Source organism: Anoxybacillus sp. P3H1B, assembly GCF_001560855.1.
In the GTDB taxonomy this organism is placed as follows: domain Bacteria; phylum Bacillota; class Bacilli; order Bacillales; family Anoxybacillaceae; genus Anoxybacteroides; species Anoxybacteroides rupiense.
The window spans coordinates 38156-59303 of record NZ_LPUG01000015.1; the positions used below are offsets into that span (position 1 = coordinate 38156).

The window sequence follows — 21148 nt, forward strand, 5'->3', positions numbered from 1 at the left end:
GAGAACGATGGCAAAATATATTAGCATTTTTTTTCTTGTTGTAGGTGCGAGCTTCATTTTGTTTATGTTGTTTGGGAGTTTGTTGGATAATGGAGGAGACCCGGCAGAAGGGGCTGTTTATATTTTTGGGACGATCATCGTGCTTTTGCTTTCCTTTATCATTGCACAGATGTTTTACCTCCTCCATGTTATTCGCAGGAAGCGCTAAGCCGGTGTTGTCTGTCCATGGTTCGAGCATAAAAAAGCAACGTTCGTAAAATTCCTTCAACTTTAAAACTGCTGTTTTTCGTGTTGGTTAGAATACATCATTTCTTCCGGTTCTTTCCTATCACCAAAAACACATCCAGCGGAAAAAACGCCAAACGATGTTGATAAATAGCCAATATCCTATAAAAGAATAGGTGTGGCTCCATTGAGAGGTATGAATCAACCAGCCTGCAGCCTCTGCCCCTGCCTCCAAAAGAGCCATCCAAAAGCTTAGAGCGACCACGAATAAACTTCGTTGCCAAGGCTGCAGCTTGGTCATAATGAAAAGAAAAAGCAGGGAAAAGGCGGAAAGTCCTAGTGTTGCAAAGAGAATATGGATGGGAAAAATCGCAGCCAGCGGACGTTGAGGGAAAGTATACCATCCTTTTCCTGTGAAGTATAAATCCAAATATGTTCCAAGCCAAGATGAAAGAAGGGAAGAAGCGATATAGGCCCGCTTCGTTTCATTTCTAAAAAAACTAGAATAAGTGGCTTTTGGCGGCGGCTGCCAGCTCCAATTTTTCGAGCGTTTTACAATAGGCATTTGAGATCTCTCCATTCAACCATTCGCTGTTTTTTGCTAAATAATGGACAACGCTTGGGTCTGTGAACCAATCTCCTTGTTCCGCTTCTTGATGCTCGACATTTTTCCAAACATACAAAAGCGGCGGGCTATAAATGCGCGGCTCTCCTTGTGCAATCTGGCAATCTTTTATTCTGCGGCGGTATGGCTGGCCGGGCAGCGATTCACGGACATCATTAAATAGATGTGGCCAGTAGTCTTTTCTCGTTCCTGTGTGTGGATGGCACGATGCCCAACGCACGGCTCTCTCCAATGTATCGTTGTCTTGGAATAATAGAGCATATAGCCGTTTGCCGAGCATGATTCGCTCATGTAGCGACTGAAAGTGATGAATCGTTTCACCCATTAGCAACGTCTGACCTTGTTCATCCTCATACGGAAATAAAATGTGATTAAGACTGAAAAAGTCCTGGATTTTAAATTCAAGTGCTTCAAAGACTTTTTTTTGAAAGGCAGGATGCTGAATGACCCGTTTTTCTAAATAGCTTTGCTCATTAATGACGAGGGCGATGGCAAGGATATATGGATCGTTGTAGCGCCAAAAATGATTCCAAATCGTTTCCATAAATAATGACACATGAAAACATGGTAAAAGATAAAATAAAGGGATTCCTCGTTTTTTACTTTCTTCATACAGCAAAAATTGCGGATAAATATCTTGAAAAATCAACCAGTTGCCTCTTTCTAAAAAAGAAAAAAAAGCTTGCTGCTCCTCTTCCGCCAACAAAGCAAGCAGCCATTCTCCTTTTAAGTCAGTCATATTCCAGCCGCCGTTTCGTGAAACCATATGGCCTAAAAATGCCCAATGAATTTCGCGATGCCTCTGATAAAAATCAAGATAGGCGGCGGTTCTTGTAATATTGTTCACATTGCTTATTTGTGTGCGGACGCGAATTTGTCGTAGTAAACTCCTTTCTTCCGCGGATAAATCTTGTTCAGTTATGCGATTGCCTCTTCGTTTTTTCTTTTTCAACTCCATTTGAATAGCGACGAGAAAGGGAGAAAGGGAAGGAGCTTTCTTCTTGAACCAGCACATGCGAATCACTCCTTCTGTGAATCATTTGGCTTCTATACGAATAAGTATGAAAGAGAAAGCGGTGAGATTACAGGAAAAGGATGGAGATAGGCAATGCCGGATGAACGGAACCGATTGGTCGCTTTGTTAAAACGGGCGCAAGCTTCTGACGGATCATGGCGCCATCCGTTTGAAACAGGTATTTCGACAGATGCTTATATGATCATCTTATTACGTTCTTTAGAAATAAATGATGAACAACTTATCCAATCGCTGGTGGAACGAATTGAAAGCAGGCAGGAAAATAATGGGGCGTGGAAGCTATTTTATGATGAGGGAGACGGAAATGTAAGCGCAACAGTCGAGGCTTATTATGCGTTACTTTATTCTGGTTACCGGCGAAAAAGCGATCCCCGTTTGCGAGCAGCGAGAAGACGGATTTTAGAAATGGGGGGGATCGAAAATGCTCATATGTTTACGAAATTTATGCTAGCTTTGACGGGACAGTATCGCTGGCCACCGTTTTTCCCGCTTCCATTAGAATTTTTGCTTTTACCACCTTCATTTCCGCTGCACTTTTTTGATATTTCGGTATACGGGCGGGCTAATCTCACGCCACTCTTAGTTTTGTTGGATAACAAATACAGCCGGAAAACGAGCAAAAGCCCCAATCTTTCGGAGTTATTGGGAATGCGCGGGGAGGGAGAGGACTGGCGAGAGATGCGTATAGACCGCGGGTTTCTTTCCTATGTGAAACAATCGATTCTTGGATGGCCTGCGCATATTCGCGCGGCAGCGAAGCAGCGCGCGATTCAGTATATGTTGAAACATTTAGAGACAGATGGAACTTTTTATAGTTATTTCAGCGCCACTTTTTTAATGATTTTTGCGCTTCTTTCAGAAGGATATTCCAAAGACCATCCTGTGATTGCTCAAGCCATTGAGGGATTAAAAAATTTTCGTTGTACCATTGATGGACAGACGCACATACAATATACGACGGCACATGTATGGAATACAGCATTAGCCAGCTATGCATTGCAGGAAGCAGGAGTGCCGCCGACAGACGATGCCATTCAAAAAGCGAATCACTATCTGCTTTCTCGTCAGCACTATCGATATGGCGATTGGGCGATACATAACCCATACAGCCCACCGGGAGGATGGGGATTTTCTGATATCAATACGATCAATCCGGATCTTGATGATACGACCGCTTCTTTACGAGCGATTTACCGAATGGCATCAGAAGAAGGAGCGTTTCGTCAAGCGTGGGACAGAGGGATCAGTTGGTTGTTCTCTATGCAAAATGATGATGGCGGTTTTGCTGCTTTTGAAAAAAATGTAGATCGTCGTCTATGGCGTTATTTGCCAATCGATGGGGCGGAGTTTTTGCTGTCAGATCCATCAACGGCCGATTTAACGGGAAGAACTTTGGAGTTTCTTGGTACATTTGCACGTTTAACAAAAGATCATCCAACTGTTGCTTATGCAGTAGAATGGTTAATGGATCATCAAGAAAAAAATGGTTCTTGGTATGGGAGATGGGGAATTTGTTATTTGTACGGCACATGGGCGGCGATAACGGGAATGGCTGCTGTCGGGGTTCCTTCCACGCACTCGTCGATGCAAAAAGCGATTAAGTGGCTGTTAAGTATTCAGAACAGTGATGGCGGTTGGGGAGAATCTTGTAAAAGTGACAGCGCTAAAGCGTATATACCGCTAAGGACTAGCACGGCAGTTCATACAGCATGGGCTCTTGATGCGTTGGTTGCTGTATTCGATCAGCCTATTCCTGAAATGGAAGCGGCGCTTCGTTTTTTGCAACAATCGCTCAATAGCAAAGATTGGACGGTCTCTTATCCGACCGGTCAAGGGATGGCAGGGGGATTTTATATTCATTATCACAGTTATCGTTACGTTTTTCCGCTTTTGGCGTTGAGCCATTACGAGAAGAAATACGGATCGTTTACTTCGCAAAAGTCTTAACATTATAGAGTGCTCGATTCCTAGAAAGGCGAGCGGCGAATGAAATCAGGCAAGAAAAGAAAGAGAGAGCTTGGTAGCGCTCGTACATACGCTTATTTTGGTGTCCCTCATCGCGATGATAGCCTTTCGATTTCTTGAGGAGGGCCCTTATCGTTCTCTCTATCCTTTTTGGTTTCTTTCTTTATTCTCCAGTGGATGGGGGAAAGCCTTTATTTTAATAGCCAAGGGAATGGAGAACGAATTTTGTCCAAAACATAGCCGAAAGGTCAACTTCCCCCTCAATTGTTGATATAGTTTAGCAAAGGAAAACGATCAAGTGACATAAGGCTGTCTGCGTATGCATAATTGACCATTTTCGTATGGTGGGTGTATTGTTTTTACACAATATAGCAGCGCTATAATATGATCAGGGAATATGGTTTGCGGGTTTTGCCTGTTGCACGGCTTGTTTATAGGACAATATGCACGATTGCTAGAATACCGGTTAGCAACAGAAGCGCCTTGTGTGCTTGGCGCAGTTTTTGTTTTGTTTTGTTTTTTGAAAGAGCAAATCCGAAAATAGTCGCGACAGCTAAAAGAACTACTGAGCTAATTCCGATATATTCCCGTATTCTTAGTTCTTCTTTAGATAGGTACATCAATAAGCCATGGATTGAAGCGAATATAAAAGCACTTACTCCAATAGGTATATGCCATTTTGTGGTGAAACGCATAAGCCGTTTGATTCCATTTTTTTGCTTTGGAAACGAGGTAGCAAGTGCTTTGCCTGCTCGACGGAGAGGAAAGATCGAAAAGGCGGCCGTCATTCCTGCAACAGCTGCCCAGCCGATCAATCCTCCTGCCTCTTTTTCTTCTCGGTGTCCCCCTCCTTCTCTTTGATCATGTTTTTCGTAATTTCCGCTGTCTGCTGCCCACGCTGCTGTAGTATTAGCAGATACAAAGATCCCAAGGGAGAATATAAACATCACTAATAAAAATAGTCGTTTCATTTTTTTCTCACTCCATCGTTTCGGTTTATGTGGTGTTTAGAGACGAACCTCTTCTGTACACATACTTCTTGTTGGTCGCTTAAATATATCAAGCCATGGTGAAAATAACATGAAAATGGGAAGGAATGACCAAAATATTTCTAGGGATTACGAGACAATATAGCGGTTAAGACCGTTTTTAAATATTGACAAGAATATGTCAGACAAAATGATATTTACTTTACATTGAATATGAGGTGTAAGCGCTTTAACATAGAACTATAGTCATACAACTTAAGTAAGGAGGAAAAACGTATGGAACAGCAAGCGAATTTCCGCGTCAAAATACAGCGGTTCGGTAGCTATTTAAGCGGAATGATTATGCCGAATATCGGCGCATTTATTGCATGGGGAATTATTACCGCTTTATTTATTCCATCAGGATGGCTTCCAAATGAATCATTAGCGAAACTCGTAAGTCCAATGATTACGTATTTACTGCCATTATTAATCGGTTATACAGGCGGAAAAATGGTTTATGATGTTCGCGGCGGAGTAGTGGGTGCGACAGCGACCATGGGGGTTATCGTCGGAGCGGATATCCCAATGTTTCTTGGCGCGATGATTATGGGACCGCTTGGCGGCTATTTAATTAAGAAATTTGACGGTCTTGTTCAAGGAAAAGTCAAGCAAGGCTTTGAAATGCTGGTCAACAACTTTTCAGCCGGGATTATCGGCGGAGCCTTAACGCTATTAGCATTTAAAGGAGTAGGACCTGTTGTTTTAGGACTAAATAAAACATTAGCGGCTGGAGTAGAAGTTATTATTAATATGAAGCTGTTGCCGCTTGCTAATATCTTTATTGAGCCTGCGAAGGTACTATTTTTAAACAATGCTATCAATCACGGAATTTTAAGTCCGCTTGGTATCGAACAAGCAGCAAAGGATGGAAAGTCGATTTTATTCTTGCTTGAAACGAATCCGGGCCCAGGGTTTGGTATTTTGTTAGCGTACTGGTTATTCGGAAAAGGGACAGCGAAACAATCAGCGCCTGGTGCCGCTATTATCCATTTTCTTGGCGGAATTCATGAAATTTACTTCCCATATATTTTAATGCGTCCGGTGTTGATTTTAGCAGCCATTGCCGGTGGAGTGAGCGGGGTGCTCACCTTCACGATCTTCCATGCGGGCTTGATCGCGGTTCCTTCACCAGGTAGTATTGTTGCCTTACTTGCCATGACGCCGCGCGGAAATTATTTCGGTGTGTTAGCTGGTGTATTAGTGGCTACAGCGGTTTCATTCATCGTCGCATCCTTTTTCTTAAAGTCTGCGAAAGCAGAACAGGAAGATTTGCATGAAGCGACTGAAAAAATGCAACAATTAAAAGGAAAGAAAAGTGAAGTGGCGGCTGCATTGCAAACACAGCCGAAACCGGCCACTTTAGGCGATGTGAAAAAAATTGTATTTGCTTGCGACGCAGGGATGGGCTCAAGCGCCATGGGAGCTTCCATTATGAAAAATAAAGTGCAAAAAGCGGGACTCGATATTGAAGTGACGAATACATCGATCAACCAGCTTCCATCAGATGCGGATGTTGTGATTACACATCAAAACTTAACGAGCCGCGCAAAAGAAAAATTGCCGAATGCTTATCATGTTTCTGTTGATAATTTCCTTGGCAGCCCGAAATATGATGAGCTTGTTCAAATGTTGAAAGAAAGTAAATAGTGACTGGGCAAAAAGATAAGCGGAAGGCTTATCTTTTTGCCACGTTTTTTAAAAATGGCAACAAGTGCAAGGACGAAAATAGTTTTTCAATTTGTTGTTGCTTCTTTAAACAAGGTCTACAATTTTTTTGGTGCGTTCTATACTCCAATAGTTGCTGAAGATGGGAGGTGGCTATCGTGTATATATCAGCAAGGGAAAGGAAAATATTAGATATTTTATTATCTAATGACAAGGGAATCACAGTAGGCGAGCTTGCGGAACAGTTGGATGTCAGCAACCGTACCATTCATCGAGATTTAAAGGGGGTTGAACAAATTTTAACTGAAAGCGGGCTGCGCTTGGTGAAAAAGGCGGGAGTAGGCATCCAAATTATAGGGGAAGAGCATGTCAAAAAAGAACTGCAGGCATACCTTTTTGGTTTATCGCATGCTGAATACACACCGGAAGAGCGGCAAACGATGATTTTAATTGCCTTATTAGAAAATGCTGAACCTGTCAAACTTTTATCTCTTGCGCATGATTTAAATGTCACCGTTGCCACGATCAGCAACGATTTGGATAAAATCGAAGGAATGCTTGAAAAAGATGGCCTTTCGCTCATCCGTAAACGAGGATATGGCGTGGAAATCGTCGGATCGGAATCAGCGAAACGAAAAATGATCAGCCAATTATTGCTGCATCATTTGGATGAATCCGAATTTTTGACAATTATGAAGGAATCCATGGCAGACGCAGCAAATGATACATTAAGCGCCATTACGGAAAAGCTGCTTGGTCTTGTTGATAAGAAAAAGCTGTTTACTATTGAAAAGCAAATTGAAATGATGAAGGACGATCTCCCCTTTACGATTGCGGATAGTTCCTATGTAGCGTTAGTGATCCATCTTGCACTAGCGATTGAACGGATTATGCAAGGAGAAGAAATCAATTTTGAAGAACAGTATCTAGAAACGATCCGGACAACAAAAGAATATGAAATGGCAGAAAAAATAGCCAAATCTTTAGAATCGGCCTTTCAGCTTGTGATTCCTGAACAGGAAATTGGTTATATCACGATGCATTTAATGGGGGCGAAATTTCGCGATCGTCGTGGATATATGCTGGAAGAAGGAAGCTTAGAAATCGGCAGAAAAGTGCAAGAGCTTATTCGTTTTGTCGGCCGAGAGATCGGTGTCGATTTGACGGGCGATTATCCTTTATATGAGGATTTGATCATTCATTTAAAGCCGGCTTTATACCGCATCCAGCATAATATGGGAATTACGAATCCATTGCTTGAGAGAATTCGTCAAGATTATTTCGAGCTTTTTGAAATTGTTAAAAAAGGAATGCATGCCATTTTTCTCGACATGGACATTCCAGAAGAGGAAATTGGTTATGTGGTTCTTCATTTTGCGTCTGCACTGCTCAGGGAAAAGAAAGGTCTGAATGCTTTAGTCGTTTGCTCAAGCGGGTTAGGAACCGCAAAAATACTAGCGACGCGCCTGAAAAAAGAAATACCCGATATTTCAGCGATTGAACAACGATCATTTTTTGAGCTAAATCGTATTGATATGAGCAAATACGATTTGATTGTGTCGACCATTCCGATTTCTGGATTGAGTGAACCGTATTTTCTTGTCAGTCCTATGCTTCAGGAGGAAGAAGCTGCTGCCATTCGGCAATTTTTAAAAAACAAGAAAGCGGTCAGCCGCCAAAAACAGGTGGACGTTTCCAGAAACACGATTCAAAAAATGAACGCCATTCAAACGATGAGCGAAACGATTGTCCAGCTTCTTCATGGATTTACGTTACAGCTTGTACAAGCGCGCTCGGTTCACGAAGTGTTAGAGAGAGCGTGTGGCCGCCTGCAAGAGAAAGGAATCATCCAAGAGGCGGAGCAAGTCCTAACGGAATTAATGCGCAGAGAGCAAATTGGCGGATTAGGCATTCCTGAGACGCCGTTAGCGCTTTATCACACACGCAGTCTGGCTATCTCTGTCCCTTCGTTTACAATGTATGAGCTTGCTCATCCACAAACCGTGATGGGAATGCATCATCAACCAATGGATGTAGAGCGGCTTTTGCTGCTTTTAGCGCCAAGCGATGCTCCAGAAGAAGCATTATCGGTATTGAGTCAAATCAGCTCTCTCATTATTAAAGATGAAGAAAGTGTGCGTTTGTTTTCAAAAGGAACGGCCGAGCAACTTCATTCTTTTTTAGGAAAGCATTTAGAAATCTTTTTTTATCAGCATCTTCAAAATCGCAAGGAGTGAATGACATTGACTATTTTGAAAAAAGAAAACATTGTTCTTAATGCAGAAGTAGCAAATAAAACAGAAGCAATCCGTTTAGCTGGAACGATTTTAGTAGAGCAAGGCTATGTGGACGAGGTATATATTGAGAAAATGTTTGAAAGAGAAGCGATGACATCGACATATATGGGGAATTTTGTGGCGATTCCGCACGGAACAGAAGAAGCGAAGCAATTAGTGAAGCAACCTGGTCTTTCGATTGTTCAAGTTCCAAATGGTGTTGATTTTGGAGAAGGAAACATTGTCAAGCTATTAATTGGCATTGCCGGCAAAGAAAATGAGCATTTAGAGATTTTATCGAAAATCGCCATTGTTTGCTCAGAGGAAGAAAATGTGGAGAAGATGATTCATGCGACAGAGAAGGAAGAGATTCTTCAGCTTTTAAACGGGGTGAATTAACGTGTTAGCCGTTCATTTTGGTGCTGGAAATATCGGCAGAGGTTTTATTGGCCAACTACTTTCGCAATCGGGCTATGAAGTCGTATTTGTGGATGTTAACGAGGAGATTGTTCAAGAGCTGCAAGAAAAGCGGCACTATCGGGTTATTATTGCCGGAGAACAAATCGAAGAGCAACACGTTTACCATGTGACAGCGCTGCACAGTGTAAAGGATCACGAAGCTGTGCTTCAGCAGATCGCGAAAGCAGATTTCGTTACGACAGCTGTCGGGCCGAATGTATTGCCGCTGATTGCTCCTGTGATCGCTGAAGGGATTCGCAAGCGCTTGGAGGTGAATCGAACTCCTGTTCATATCATTGCTTGTGAAAATATGATTGGCGGCAGCAGCTTTTTAAAAGAGCATATATGGAAAAAATTATCCGAAGAAGAGCAAACAATGGCCAGCCAATATTGCGGTTTCCCGAACTGTGCCGTTGACCGCATCGTTCCAAATCAACAAAATGAGGACTTGCTTTCTGTTACGGTGGAGCCATTTTTTGAGTGGGTCATTGAAGCGAAGCAAATGATCGGAACCATTCCGCCAATTGAAGGAGTACGCATCGTCGATGAATTGCCTCCTTATATTGAAAGAAAATTGTTTACCGTGAATACAGGGCATGCCCTTGTCGCTTATTTAGGTTATTGCAAAAAGTTTTTCACGATTAATGAGGCAATGAAGGACGAAGAGATTTATGCTGACGTGGTGAAGGCGCTCAATGAATCTGGACGAGTACTCATTCAAAAGTATGGATGGAATGTTGATGAACATCAAATATATATCGAAAAAATTGTTCAAAGATTCACGAACTCTGCGATTACGGATGAGGTGACGAGAGTAGGGCGTTCGCCGATTCGCAAGCTTGGTCCGAACGATCGCCTCATCAGCCCTGCCAAACAATATTATGACTTGTTTCATGAAATCCCATCAGGGCTCGTCAAAGGAATCGCCGCTCTCTTACAATTTGATTATCAAGAAGATACAGAAGCGGTGGAGTTGCAAGAGACGATTCGACAAATGGGCATCGAAGGGGCGTTGTCCCGCTACGCAGGATTAGAGCTTGGGCATCCGTTGATAACGGCTGTTAAGACAGAAGCGGCTACGTTAGCGAAGCAATAAATGGAGACATTCCCCGATCAGCGATGAGACAGTTGTTTCATAAGGTTTCATTGAAAAGCGTGAAAACATAACAAAGAGTTCTCTTGATGGAGACAACAAAGGAAACGATCATCCATCATAAAATCGCGGACCATTTCGCATGTTGCGGAATGGTCTATTTTTCGTTTGTATACTGTAAATAAATGGATGGAGTCGTTATAAGCAGGGAGCACCCCGCTTGGTCTGTGCGGTGAAACTTAACGGTAAATGCGTTTGGTGTTGGAAACGATTGTGGTTTTTACAGTCTCGACATCTTGCTTGTATAACGCGGCTACTGTTTGCAGCGAATGCTTTAACAATAAAGGAGATGTTTCCATACCGCTGAACGGGCCGGCAAATGGCCAAGGTCCATCCGTTTCTAAAAGCAGCTGTTCGATCGGTACAAAGGATAACAGTTTTCGGTCGCGTTCACGATAGCAAACTTCTGGAGTGACGGAAATATAGTAGCCGCATCGGACGATTTGCTTGATAATAGAAGCTTCTGCTTTTAGCCAATGAAAATGAGCGTATTTTACGGCATATTTTTGTAAAATAGAAAGAGCGGTTTGGGCTCCTTCATATACCGCATGAAGAGCCAATGGCAAAGAAAGGGAGGAAGCGATTTGCACGATTTGCTCGAAACGCTCGCAATGGTTTTGATAACGGGTGGTCGCGTCTGCCGAGTAATGAGGGAGCCCGACTTCCCCGATCGCTCCCAGCTTTGGGCGTTCTTTTTGTACTAGATGAACCCATTCTTCCCAGTCCTGTGGATGAGGAAGTGGCTGTTCTGGATGAAAGCCAATCGCGGCGTATACGAACGATGGAAATCGCTGCTTCAGCTCCAATGTCCGGTAGCTCGACGGCAAATCTGTCGAGACTGCAACAACTCCTGAGATGCCAGCTTCTTGCCATGTTTTTATTCGCTCGTCAATTTGATCGTATTGATCAAGATGGATATGAGCATCAATCATAGGGACACTTACTCCTCTGAAAAAGTTTGGCGAAGGAGATGTTTCTACTCCACCCGTCACATATTTATTGTACCAAGCATCAGAAAGGGTCGCCAAGCAACTGGTTAAAATTATATGTTACAACGATATTGGCTTTTTGCGAGAGAAATCAGGGGCTCGTTTATGAACAGATCAAGCAATGCCGCATCATTGGTATGTCTGCACAAATAATCCGTCTCCTTCTAGCCACTCAGCGATCAGTACATGTTTGTAATCTGTTATTTCACGGGAACGAAGCTCCTCTAATAGCCATTCTTCGCTTTTTTCCAGTTCGCGTAGCTCGTCCATTAATAGTTGTCCGTCTCGGATAATTGTAGTTGGAATGTGGACAGGCTGTGGCGGGAAGTGAAAATCCTCTTTTTTCGGCTTTTGGTAAGACGATTTTTTTAATATACTGAGCGATCCATCAGCTTCTAAGTAACAAAAAGCAACTTCCCTGATCGAAAATGTTTCATTTTGGCGCAGCAGGCTTTGTAATTGATTAAGGGTTAAGCGCGCTTTTTTCAATGCCTCATAGTCGATGATTCCATTGCGAATTAATGCGGTTGGCTTTCCCTCAGCGATAAGGCGAAACGCCAGCCATTTTTGGTTGATATATTCTACGAGCAGGAGGAGGGCTCCCCATAAGGTGATTGAATAAATAATGTACCAAATATGCACATGGTCAGTATAAAGCGCATTTCCAAGCAATTCTCCTAATACAATGACGGAAATAAAGGTAAACGGTGTAATTTGATGAATCAGCTTTTTTCCAGCCACTTTTACGACAAGAAATAACAAGATAAATCCGACGATCAATTCCAATGTCAATTCTGTAATCTTCATGATGTTCGCGCCTCCTCGCCTTGTCCATTCTTGCTATTTTCATTATGGGCGAGGTGAGTGCAAATTATGTTGCTTATCTTATTACTCAATGGAAAAGAAGCCGCTTTATTTTTTACAGACTCTGATTTCTATATCGTAGCGCACTGTTTTACTTAAAAATAGAATGGCATGGCTAAACTCCGGCAGAAAAGCGAGGAAATCTAGTTACTGGATCATCCAAACGCCTCACAGTAGCATGATGTTGTTGAATGAGAGAAACAAATAATTGTCAATCTATTCTAAAAAGTGATACAATACTTAAAATATAAAGGGTGTATATGGAGGGATTGAAGTTGAAGCAATTGAGAAGCAATATGATTAAAAGGGGATTTGACCGTGCCCCACATCGAAGTTTGTTAAGAGCAGCCGGAGTAAAAGAAGAGGATTTTGACAAACCATTTATTGCTGTCGTGAACTCCTATATTGATATTATTCCAGGACATGTTCATTTACAGGAGTTTGGGAAAATTGTAAAAGAAGCGATTCGTGAAGCAGGCGGAGTGCCGTTTGAAATGAATACGATCGGTGTTGATGACGGTATTGCAATGGGACATATCGGCATGCGTTACTCACTGCCAAGCCGTGAAATCATTGCTGATTCCGTTGAAACGGTGGTATCGGCGCATTGGTTTGACGGCATGGTGTGCATTCCGAACTGCGACAAAATTACTCCTGGAATGATGATGGCAGCAATGCGCTTAAATATTCCGACCATCTTTGTGAGCGGTGGACCAATGAAGGCGGGGGTGACGAGCGACGGCCGGAAAATTTCGCTTTCTTCAGTATTTGAAGGGGTCGGAGCGTATCAAGCAGGAAAAATAGATGAAAAAGGCTTGCAAGAGCTAGAGCAATATGGCTGTCCGACCTGTGGATCATGCTCAGGAATGTTTACAGCCAATTCCATGAATTGTTTGGCTGAAGCGCTCGGTTTGGCGCTTCCAGGAAACGGAACGATTCTAGCTGTTGACCCGGCTCGCAAAGAGTTCGTAAAACGCTCGGCTCAACAACTTATGTATTTAATTGAGCATGACATTAAGCCGCGCGATATTGTGACGGAAAAAGCGATTGACAATGCATTTGCGCTCGATATGGCGCTTGGCGGTTCGACCAACACCGTATTACACACACTCGCGATTGCGAACGAGGCAGGGATCGATTATCCGTTGGAGCGCATCAACGAAGTGGCTGCTCGTGTGCCGCATTTAGCGAAATTAGCGCCAGCATCTGATATACATATCGAGGATTTGCATGAAGCAGGCGGAGTGTCAGCAGTGCTTCACGAGCTAGCGAAAAAAGAAGGAACGCTTCATCTTGATGCGCTGACCGTATCGGGAAGAACATTAGGAGAAAATATTTCCGGTTGTGAAGTAACAAACCATGAGGTCATTCGCCCAATTCATCAGCCGCATTCAGAAACGGGTGGACTGGCTGTTTTATTTGGCAATCTTGCTCCAGATGGCGCGATTATAAAAACAGGGGGCATTCAGGGAGGAATCACGCGTCATGAAGGCCCGGCCATCGTTTTTAACTCCCAAGAGGAAGCACTTGAAGGGATTGCGGGAGGACGAGTGAAGCCAGGCCATGTTGTCATTATTCGCTATGAAGGACCGAAGGGAGGTCCTGGAATGCCGGAAATGCTTGCGCCGACATCACAAATTGTTGGGATGGGGCTTGGACCGAAAGTGGCGCTTGTGACGGACGGGCGTTTTTCCGGAGCTTCTCGCGGGTTATCCATTGGACACGTATCGCCGGAAGCAGCAGAAGGGGGACCGCTTGCTTTTGTAGAAGATGGTGATTATATTGTGATCGACATTGTTGCGCGAACGATTGATGTTCAGCTTTCTGAAGAAGAATGGGAGAAGCGAAAAGCGAACTGGAAAGGATTTGAGCCAAAGGTGAAAACGGGATACCTCGCCCGCTATTCAAAGCTTGTCACCTCAGCAAGTACAGGTGGAATTATGAAAATCTAACAAACGGAATAATAGATCACTAAAGCAAAGGTGGGAATTCTCAGCAGAGGAATCTCACCTTCTGTTTTGCTTAAAGATGACAACAAAAATATAGGAAGAATCATCAATTGTCCGACTTTTGGCACTGCTACGTAAGGATAAAAGTCATATATTATAAGAATAAAGGAATATGTATCCATCAAGGAGGAGAAGCAGGTGTGGAAAGCATTATTTCAAAAGGAAATACATTGGATGAAGCGATCCGTCTAGGACTTGAACAGCTGCAAGCCACACGCGAACAGGTTTCTATCGAAATCATTCAGCACGAGAAAAAGCGTTTATTTGGATTATCAACCAAACAAGCGATCGTAAAAATAACAAAAATTTCTGTTGATGAATTAAACGATCAAGACGCTAAAGTATGGATGGAAGATGGCAGGTTGTTTTATCAGCGCTCCTCTTCAGAAGGGCCAAGCATTACGATTGGGGAAGGAGTAAAGCTGTTTCGCAACGGGGAAGAGGTAGACCGTGTGGTTAGCATTAAACAAGGAGATGTATTGGAAGTTCATGCAGAGGAAGAAAAAGTGATAGAGGGGACATGGGATATTACAGTGGATTCCCAAAAAATGCAGGCCACTTTACTCATCGAGCCGACACTACACAAACGCTACGTGCTTTTAGATTTTCCTCCGGCCAAACATGCGCAACTAAATGCCCAAATACTTACCGAAGTAAAACCGGTTGTTACGTATGAAGAAATCACGCAACGGTTAGAGCAGTTGCATATTGTGCATGGAATTCTTGAAGAAAACATCAACGAAGCGCTCCAAGCAACGGAGAAAATCCATGTGGCGATTGCTCAAGGAACGCCGTCTCAGGAAGGAAAGGACGGCTGGGTTGAAGTAAAAGCGGGCTCGAACCAGCCGAAAAAACCGAAGATGCGCCAGGATGGTACAGTAGATTATCGTGAAATCGAAGGAGTTCCGAGCGTTCAAGCGGGTGACGTGATTGCAGTCATTCACCCCGCACAACCAGGCATTCCGGGAAAAAGAGTAACCGGTGAAGTGATTCCTGTACGCGATACCTTTCCAGTTCATGTTCAACTTGGAAAGGGGGTCGCCATGTCAGAAGATGGAGTGAAGATAATGGCTGTGGAGTCTGGAAGGCCTCAAGTAGTGCAAAAGGGGCGTACGGCTATTGTATCCATGATTCCAAAACTTGTCCATCAAGGGGATGTCGATCTCTCAACAGGTAATGTTCGCTTTAAGGGAGATATCGAAATTATTGGAAATGTTCAAGATGGTATGGAGGTTGAGGCGGAAGGAAGCGTTGTGATTTTTCAAAATGCCAACCGTGCCAAAATTCAGGCTCAGCAATCCATTTTTATCTATCAAAATCTTATAAGCGGAACCGTCATTTCGGGAGAGCAAAAAATGGCGGTTACAGAATTAATGGAGTCACTGAATACGATTCGCCAACAGCTTGAAAGAATGATTGTCACCGTTCAGCAGATCACCGTGATCTCCAATGTGGAAGGTAAAAACATGAATTGGGTGATAGGAAAATTAATCGAAACAAAATTTCAGTCTCTGCAAGCGGCTGTGAAAAAGTACCGAGAGATTTGCCAAACGAAAAGAGAACAATTAAGTGAAGCTTGGATTCAACTAGGAGAGCGTTTACATACATGCATTTTAGTACAAAAAGCATACGAAAGCTTTGCTAAGTTGCTTCGCGACCTAGAAGAGATGATTAGCCAAAATGAACAGCTTTCTGTCGATTCGATTGAATTATCATATGCGTTAAATAGTGTCATTCATGGAAGCGGCGATGTGGTAATAACGGGAAAAGGATGTTATAACTGCAATATTTATGCAGGAGGAAAACTGGTCATTCATGGGGTGTTGAGAGGCGGCGAGGTTTATGCACAAAAGGGGATTTATGTGAGAGAGGTCGGTTCTTCATCTGGAATTAAGACCGTCCTATCAGTTCCTAAAGGAGAAACGATTCAAATGGATCATGTGTGGGAAGGGACCGTCATTCGAATCGGCAAAAAAACTTATACATTTATGGAAGAGAAAAAAGCGGTTTGTGCAAGATGGAATGAAGAGGCGGGCGAGATTCAATTCGAGGTGTAGCTTGCTTTTTTCGCATAAGCTGAATCGACTGTTTTTTGCTCTCCATATATGGGACGCACAGAAATCCTCTTTCAAAATTTTTAGCTGTATCTCCAATTTTGTTAAGCAGATGAAGGGTTGTCTATTGGTGAAAGCGCTCTATATTTGATGGTCTCGACGGTCGGAGACGAGTTTGTGACTTATCTCGTCATGCCCCATTGTGGATGAGAACCGAACAACCAGCCATTTCTTTTTTGGTTTATGGAAAACCAGTGCGGGAAGGCGAGACTCATTTTTCATCAAGAGTAAATTCCTCTCATTTTCTTGGATTTTGTATTATAATGAGAAAGAGTTTTCAAGCGGTGAAGCTAAAAAGAAATGGAGGAATGGCTCGATGTTCATTGCTTTAGATATGGATGGAACACTGCTTCATTCAGAGGGATACATTAGTCCGAGAAATAAAGATGCGATCAAAAAAGCCCAAGATGCCGGACATATTGTGGCCATTGCCACAGGACGAGCGTATAAAGACGCGTACCTCCCGCTGGAACGGGCCGGTCTTCATTGTCCGATCATTGGCTTAAATGGTGCGATGATTACGTTGGAAAGCGGTGCGGTGATGAGCGAGGTTCCGTTGCATCGGCAAGCATTCATCCCCACATTAGAATGGGTGCGAACACAGCCGGATTTATATTGTGAACTTTATACCAATACGGCTGTCTACGTTGGCTTACATAATCGCGAACATCTAGAAGCACTTGCTTATAAAGTAAGGGAAGAGCATCCTGATTTGCAGCGCATTGTTCAAAAACAGTTTCAACAGGCGCGTGTGACATATGTAGAAGATATTAGCCAAGTATGGCATGATGATTCATTAATAGTCTATAAGCTTCTTATTTTTTCCTTAAATATCCATTTGTTAAAAGAGGCTTCTTTCCAATTTGCGAAGCTGCCGGATGTGGCGGTTACTTCTTCGCATCCTAATAATATTGAAATCAATCATCAACAGGCGACAAAAGGAGAAGCGATCAAGAAGCTCGCTTCTTATTATGGAATGGGGTTGTCTGATACGGTGGTCGTCGGTGATAGCCTTAATGATCTGCCGATGTTTGCGGTTGCGGGATACCGTGTCGCGATGGGGAATGCTGCTGAAGCAGTGAAGCAGCAAAGCGATTCGATCACAGCTACGAACGATGAAGATGGTGTCGCTTTGATCTTAGAGGAACTTGTACAGAAGGGAAACGTACCGCGCCAACGGCTTGTTTGATAGGAAGAAAAGGAAAGAGCAGTTTGATGGTGGTGAAGCCGTGTATGAAAGAATAATAGAAAAATTATGATAAAGAAAGTAGGAAGGATTCCTCCGGTAGATGAAGTGATGGATGGGCTCATTAAAAGTAAATGATACATAGAGAGGAATAAGCAAAGCATGACAAATACTCATTCACATTTATTATTAGTCGACGGTATGGCTCTATTGTTTCGCTCTTTTTATGCGACTGCTCCGAGTGGACAGTGGATGCGAAACAGCCGCGGTGTGCCGACAAATGCGGTTCATGGGCTGATCAGGCACTTATCAGCAGCACTGCAAACCATTCGGCCAACGCATGTCGTGTGCTGCTGGGATATGGGGAGCACCACCTTTCGCACTGAATGGTTTCCCGACTATAAAGCGAATCGTGGCGATCCGCCGCCGGAGCTTGTGCCGCAATTTGATTTGGCGAAAGAAGCCGTCGCTGCGCTCGAAATTCCCAACATCGGAGTATTAGGAGCCGAAGCGGATGATTGTATTGGCACGATTGTCAAGCAATACGGGAGTTTGCTGAACATTTCGATTTTGACTGGAGATCGTGATTTATTTCAGCTTCTTTCTCCGAATGTGTCCGTTTATTTGCTGGCTAAAGGCATCGGTCATTATGAAGTATATACGGATGACCGGTTTTATGAAGAGAAGGGCCTTTTACCGCAGCAGCTTGTGGATGTCAAAGCGCTTATGGGGGATTCAAGCGACAATTATCCGGGAGTGCGCGGCATCGGAGAAAAAACGGCGTTTAAATTAATCCAACAATATGGTTCTATTGAAGGATTAGTCGAAAATCTTGAGCAGTTGACGAAAGCTCAGCAGAAAAAGATTAGCGAGAATTTAGAAATGCTTTATTTATCGCGCAAGCTGGCCACCATCTATTGCGAGATTCCGCTGTCTTTGCGTCTTGAAGAAGCGAAATGGACAGGGGATTTTGTTGGCTTGGAGAAAGTAAAGCAAATGTTAGCATAAGTAGCAGGTTTAATGATGAAGCGACCATTTTCTTTTCTGCGTTAGAGATGTTAATACGTAGGGAAGGCGTAATCATCTGGCGATATGAAGATAGATTAGTGTTTTTGTATGTCGGGACGTTGGCAATGGGTAGATCGAGAACTTAATTTTGACGGTTGAGTGATCGAACCATCCCACTTACAGATCATCCATTTGTCTGTAAGCGGGATGGTTGTCGGCGCTCGCTCTCTCTTTTGATCGGGAGTGGCTGACGGATCAAATTCGCGATACCATGAAAAGCTGTTTCACAAAAATAAAAAAGCGGCCTATAAACCGCTTTTTTGATCATTAAATATGGAGCATATCGGATTCGAACCGATGACCTCTTCGCTGCCAGCGAAGCGTTCTCCCCCTGAACTAATGCCCCGTTATTAAAGCTACGGACAATATTTATAATATCATAAAAGATAGAAATGTCAATGATCGATTTATGAGCAAACAACAAATCATAAGCAACTTCGCCGATATTAAGTGATGTCCCCATTCTGGCATCAGAAAAAAATAAAAAATGACAGAGATAGCCGTTTTTACTAGAACCTTTTTTCATGCACGCCATAACGTGTTATTACATTGTAAAAAGAGGTGCTGGCGTTGTTTAAAAGAAAAAGGCGATCGCTGTCAACGAAGCTGCTTTCCGTTGTTTGCTCTATTATTTTTCTAATGGGAATCGCAAGTGCCTGGTTGGCTGACAAAATTATTGTAGAGAGCAATTTAGCCAACATGGAAAAAGAGCTAAACGGATTTGGCACCATTTTGGCGAAAAATGTAGATGAAAAGGTAGTGAAATCTGTTATTCATCAACCGAGCGAAAAAAACCATGATACTTTAAAAGTCAACGAATTAATGGACGAAACCATTCGTAGTACCCATTCCTATGTTGCTAATCTGTATTTCGTTACTTATGAAAATGGCCGTATTGACCTGCCGGTATTTAGCAGCAGCTTACGTTCTGATCGCTTTACATTTGGCTCTGAATATCCAACGGATGAAACGACCTTTCGTACCGCAGTTGTCAAAGCCTATACAACCAAAACGGCACAAACGACCGACATATATACCAATCAATTTGGAAAGTGGAAAAGCGGGGTTACTCCCATATTAGATGATAGAGGAAATGTTTTAGCGTTGTATGGAGTAGATTTCGATGTATCCAAGATTGAAAAAAAGGCATGGCAAGAGACGTTGAATTTCGTCTATTTAATCATTGGTTTTCTATTCACAGCTATTGTTTTAACCTATTTTGTTGTTCGAAGAATCGTTCAGCCGGTGCTAAAGGTTTCCGATTTATCCTCAAGCATTGCCAATGGAAATTTAAATATCGAAGAGCTAGCGGTGCGTTCAAAGGATGAGATAGGCATGCTGGCGGCTCATTTTAACTTTATGGTCCATAATTTGCGGCATATTATGAAAAAGGTTAATCTTCATTCTCTGCAGGTATCGAGCGCTGCTGAGCAGCTGACAGCAAGTGCTGAGCAATCGACGATCGCTTCTGAACAAATTGCTCGTATTACACAAGAAATGTCTGCTGGAACAGAAGAACAGTTAAAAAATATAAGGAAAACAGCTCATTCAGCTGATACGCTGTCAGCTGCACTTCAACAAGTAGCACAAAATAGTGAAGAGATGCTGCGAAGCGCACAAAATGCGATGGAAGCGGCTGTTCAAGGAGTGGGCTCTATTCATGTTGTGATGCAACAAATGAATGAAATCAGCCTTTCTGTAGACTACACTTCAAACATCATGGAACTGCTTGGCGAAAAATCGAAGCAAATCGGCCGGATTGTCGCTTTCATTACCGATATTGCTGAGCAAACGAATCTGTTGGCTTTAAATGCTGCTATTGAAGCCGCCAGAGCAGGAGAACACGGGAAAGGCTTTTCTGTTGTCGCTGCTGAAGTAAGAAAGCTAGCGGAGGAATCCAAAAAATCCGCTTCCCAGATTATAAGCTTGATTGATTCGATTCAAACAGAAACAATAGAGGCGGTCCGTTCCGCAGCTATGTGTACAGATAAAGTGAAATTAGGTCTGGATTCAACAGAAAAGTTAAAGAATGTTTTTGTTCATATAGAAGAAGCGGCGCAGCTTGCTGTGAATAAAGTGAATCTTGTATCTGCAGCGGTGCGTTCCATGTCTGAAGTCGGTGAAGAAATGGCAGAAAGCATGGAGCACATGAAGGATATTTCTGAAAAAACGGTTTTATCAAGCAGCGAGATTGCCGGAGCGACCGAACAACAACTCGCCGCAATGGAGGAAATTTCATCCGCAGCCCAGTCTTTATCATTGCTGGCCAACGAATTATTAGAAAGTGTTGCGATTTTTCAAATGGAGAAAAAATAGCCCCTTTACCCATATCGAATAGATTGCGTAATGGAAAAATTTTATTGTTAATGAACGAAAATTCCGCGCTTTGTTGAATTTTCTAACCATCTCTGATGGATGATTCAATTTTTCATCAAGCTGCTACCCATTTGCTAAAGCAAACTATATTCGTGAGTGATGAATGG

16 protein-coding genes and 1 tRNA gene are annotated in these 21148 nt (G+C 42.9%); 11 read left to right on the plus strand and 6 right to left on the minus strand.

Going from position 1 to position 21148, the window contains the following annotated elements; all coding sequences use genetic code 11:
• Positions 1–7: 7 nt before the first annotated feature.
• The gene (locus AT864_RS09375) at positions 8–208 is read left to right on the plus strand and encodes a hypothetical protein (protein WP_044746386.1); all 201 of its coding nucleotides are present in this window, start codon (positions 8–10) and stop codon (positions 206–208) included.
• 120 nt (positions 209–328) lie between these two features.
• Here the strand turns inward: AT864_RS09375 and AT864_RS09380 are convergent, their stop codons facing one another.
• Together AT864_RS09380 and AT864_RS09385 are read right to left on the minus strand one after the other, a co-directional pair.
• Positions 329–790: a CBO0543 family protein gene (locus AT864_RS09380; protein WP_066148527.1), complete on the minus strand. Its 462-nt coding sequence runs from the start codon at positions 788–790 to the stop codon at positions 329–331.
• Entirely contained in the window at positions 726–1865 is a 1140-nt protein-coding gene (locus AT864_RS09385) for a DUF2515 domain-containing protein (protein ID WP_066148528.1), read from the minus strand. The genes AT864_RS09380 and AT864_RS09385 overlap by 65 nt, the downstream gene beginning before the upstream one ends.
• Positions 1866–1958: 93 nt before the next feature.
• Here AT864_RS09385 and shc point away from each other — a divergent pair, with 93 nt between their 5' ends.
• Positions 1959–3833, plus strand: coding sequence for a squalene--hopene cyclase (gene shc, locus AT864_RS09390; RefSeq protein ID WP_066148530.1), 1875 nt, complete (start codon positions 1959–1961; stop codon positions 3831–3833).
• 449 nt (positions 3834–4282) lie between these two features.
• On the opposite strand, the gene AT864_RS09395 is transcribed toward shc, so the two are convergent.
• Positions 4283–4822, minus strand: coding sequence for a hypothetical protein (locus AT864_RS09395; protein WP_066148532.1), 540 nt, complete (start codon positions 4820–4822; stop codon positions 4283–4285).
• Between the two features lie 294 nt (positions 4823–5116).
• Here AT864_RS09395 and AT864_RS09400 point away from each other — a divergent pair, with 294 nt between their 5' ends.
• The 4 genes from AT864_RS09400 to AT864_RS09415 all read left to right on the plus strand — a co-directional run bounded on the left by AT864_RS09400 (position 5117) and on the right by AT864_RS09415 (position 10378).
• Positions 5117–6529, plus strand: a complete 1413-nt coding sequence (locus AT864_RS09400) for a PTS mannitol transporter subunit IICB (RefSeq protein WP_066148534.1) — start codon at positions 5117–5119, stop codon at positions 6527–6529.
• Positions 6530–6705: 176 nt separating this feature from the next.
• The gene (locus AT864_RS09405) at positions 6706–8784 is read left to right on the plus strand and encodes a BglG family transcription antiterminator (RefSeq protein WP_066148536.1); all 2079 of its coding nucleotides are present in this window, start codon (positions 6706–6708) and stop codon (positions 8782–8784) included.
• Entirely contained in the window at positions 8785–9222 is a 438-nt protein-coding gene (locus tag AT864_RS09410; RefSeq protein WP_066148538.1) for a PTS sugar transporter subunit IIA, read from the plus strand.
• A 1-nt stretch (position 9223) separates the two neighbouring features.
• On the plus strand, positions 9224–10378 hold the full coding sequence (locus AT864_RS09415) for a mannitol-1-phosphate 5-dehydrogenase (RefSeq protein WP_066148540.1): 1155 nt from the start codon (positions 9224–9226) through the stop codon (positions 10376–10378).
• Between the two features lie 236 nt (positions 10379–10614).
• Here the strand turns inward: AT864_RS09415 and AT864_RS09420 are convergent, their stop codons facing one another.
• Entirely contained in the window at positions 10615–11367 is a 753-nt protein-coding gene (locus AT864_RS09420; protein ID WP_066148542.1) for a TatD family hydrolase, read from the minus strand.
• 186 nt (positions 11368–11553) lie between these two features.
• The gene (locus tag AT864_RS09425; RefSeq protein ID WP_066148544.1) at positions 11554–12231 is read right to left on the minus strand and encodes a DUF421 domain-containing protein; all 678 of its coding nucleotides are present in this window, start codon (positions 12229–12231) and stop codon (positions 11554–11556) included.
• 332 nt (positions 12232–12563) lie between these two features.
• Between AT864_RS09425 and ilvD the strand changes: the two genes are divergently transcribed.
• The 4 genes from ilvD (at position 12564) to AT864_RS09445 (ending at position 18605) form a co-directional block, all read left to right on the plus strand.
• Positions 12564–14240, plus strand: coding sequence for a dihydroxy-acid dehydratase (ilvD, locus tag AT864_RS09430; protein ID WP_066148546.1), 1677 nt, complete (start codon positions 12564–12566; stop codon positions 14238–14240).
• Between the two features lie 197 nt (positions 14241–14437).
• Positions 14438–16354: a FapA family protein gene (locus tag AT864_RS09435; protein ID WP_066148548.1), complete on the plus strand. Its 1917-nt coding sequence runs from the start codon at positions 14438–14440 to the stop codon at positions 16352–16354.
• 373 nt (positions 16355–16727) lie between these two features.
• A complete protein-coding gene (locus tag AT864_RS09440; RefSeq protein WP_066148552.1) occupies positions 16728–17600 on the plus strand; it encodes a Cof-type HAD-IIB family hydrolase in 873 nt (290 codons plus the stop codon).
• A 159-nt stretch (positions 17601–17759) separates the two neighbouring features.
• The gene (locus AT864_RS09445) at positions 17760–18605 is read left to right on the plus strand and encodes a 5'-3' exonuclease (RefSeq protein WP_066148554.1); all 846 of its coding nucleotides are present in this window, start codon (positions 17760–17762) and stop codon (positions 18603–18605) included.
• Between the two features lie 334 nt (positions 18606–18939).
• Here AT864_RS09445 and AT864_RS09450 read toward each other — a convergent pair.
• A tRNA-Ala gene (locus tag AT864_RS09450) sits at positions 18940–19011 on the minus strand.
• 224 nt (positions 19012–19235) lie between these two features.
• Here AT864_RS09450 and AT864_RS09455 point away from each other — a divergent pair.
• Positions 19236–20981 carry a methyl-accepting chemotaxis protein gene (locus AT864_RS09455; RefSeq protein ID WP_066148558.1) on the plus strand — a complete coding sequence of 582 codons (1746 nt, stop codon included), beginning with the start codon at positions 19236–19238 and terminating at the stop codon, positions 20979–20981.
• The last annotated feature ends 167 nt before the right edge of the window (positions 20982–21148 follow it).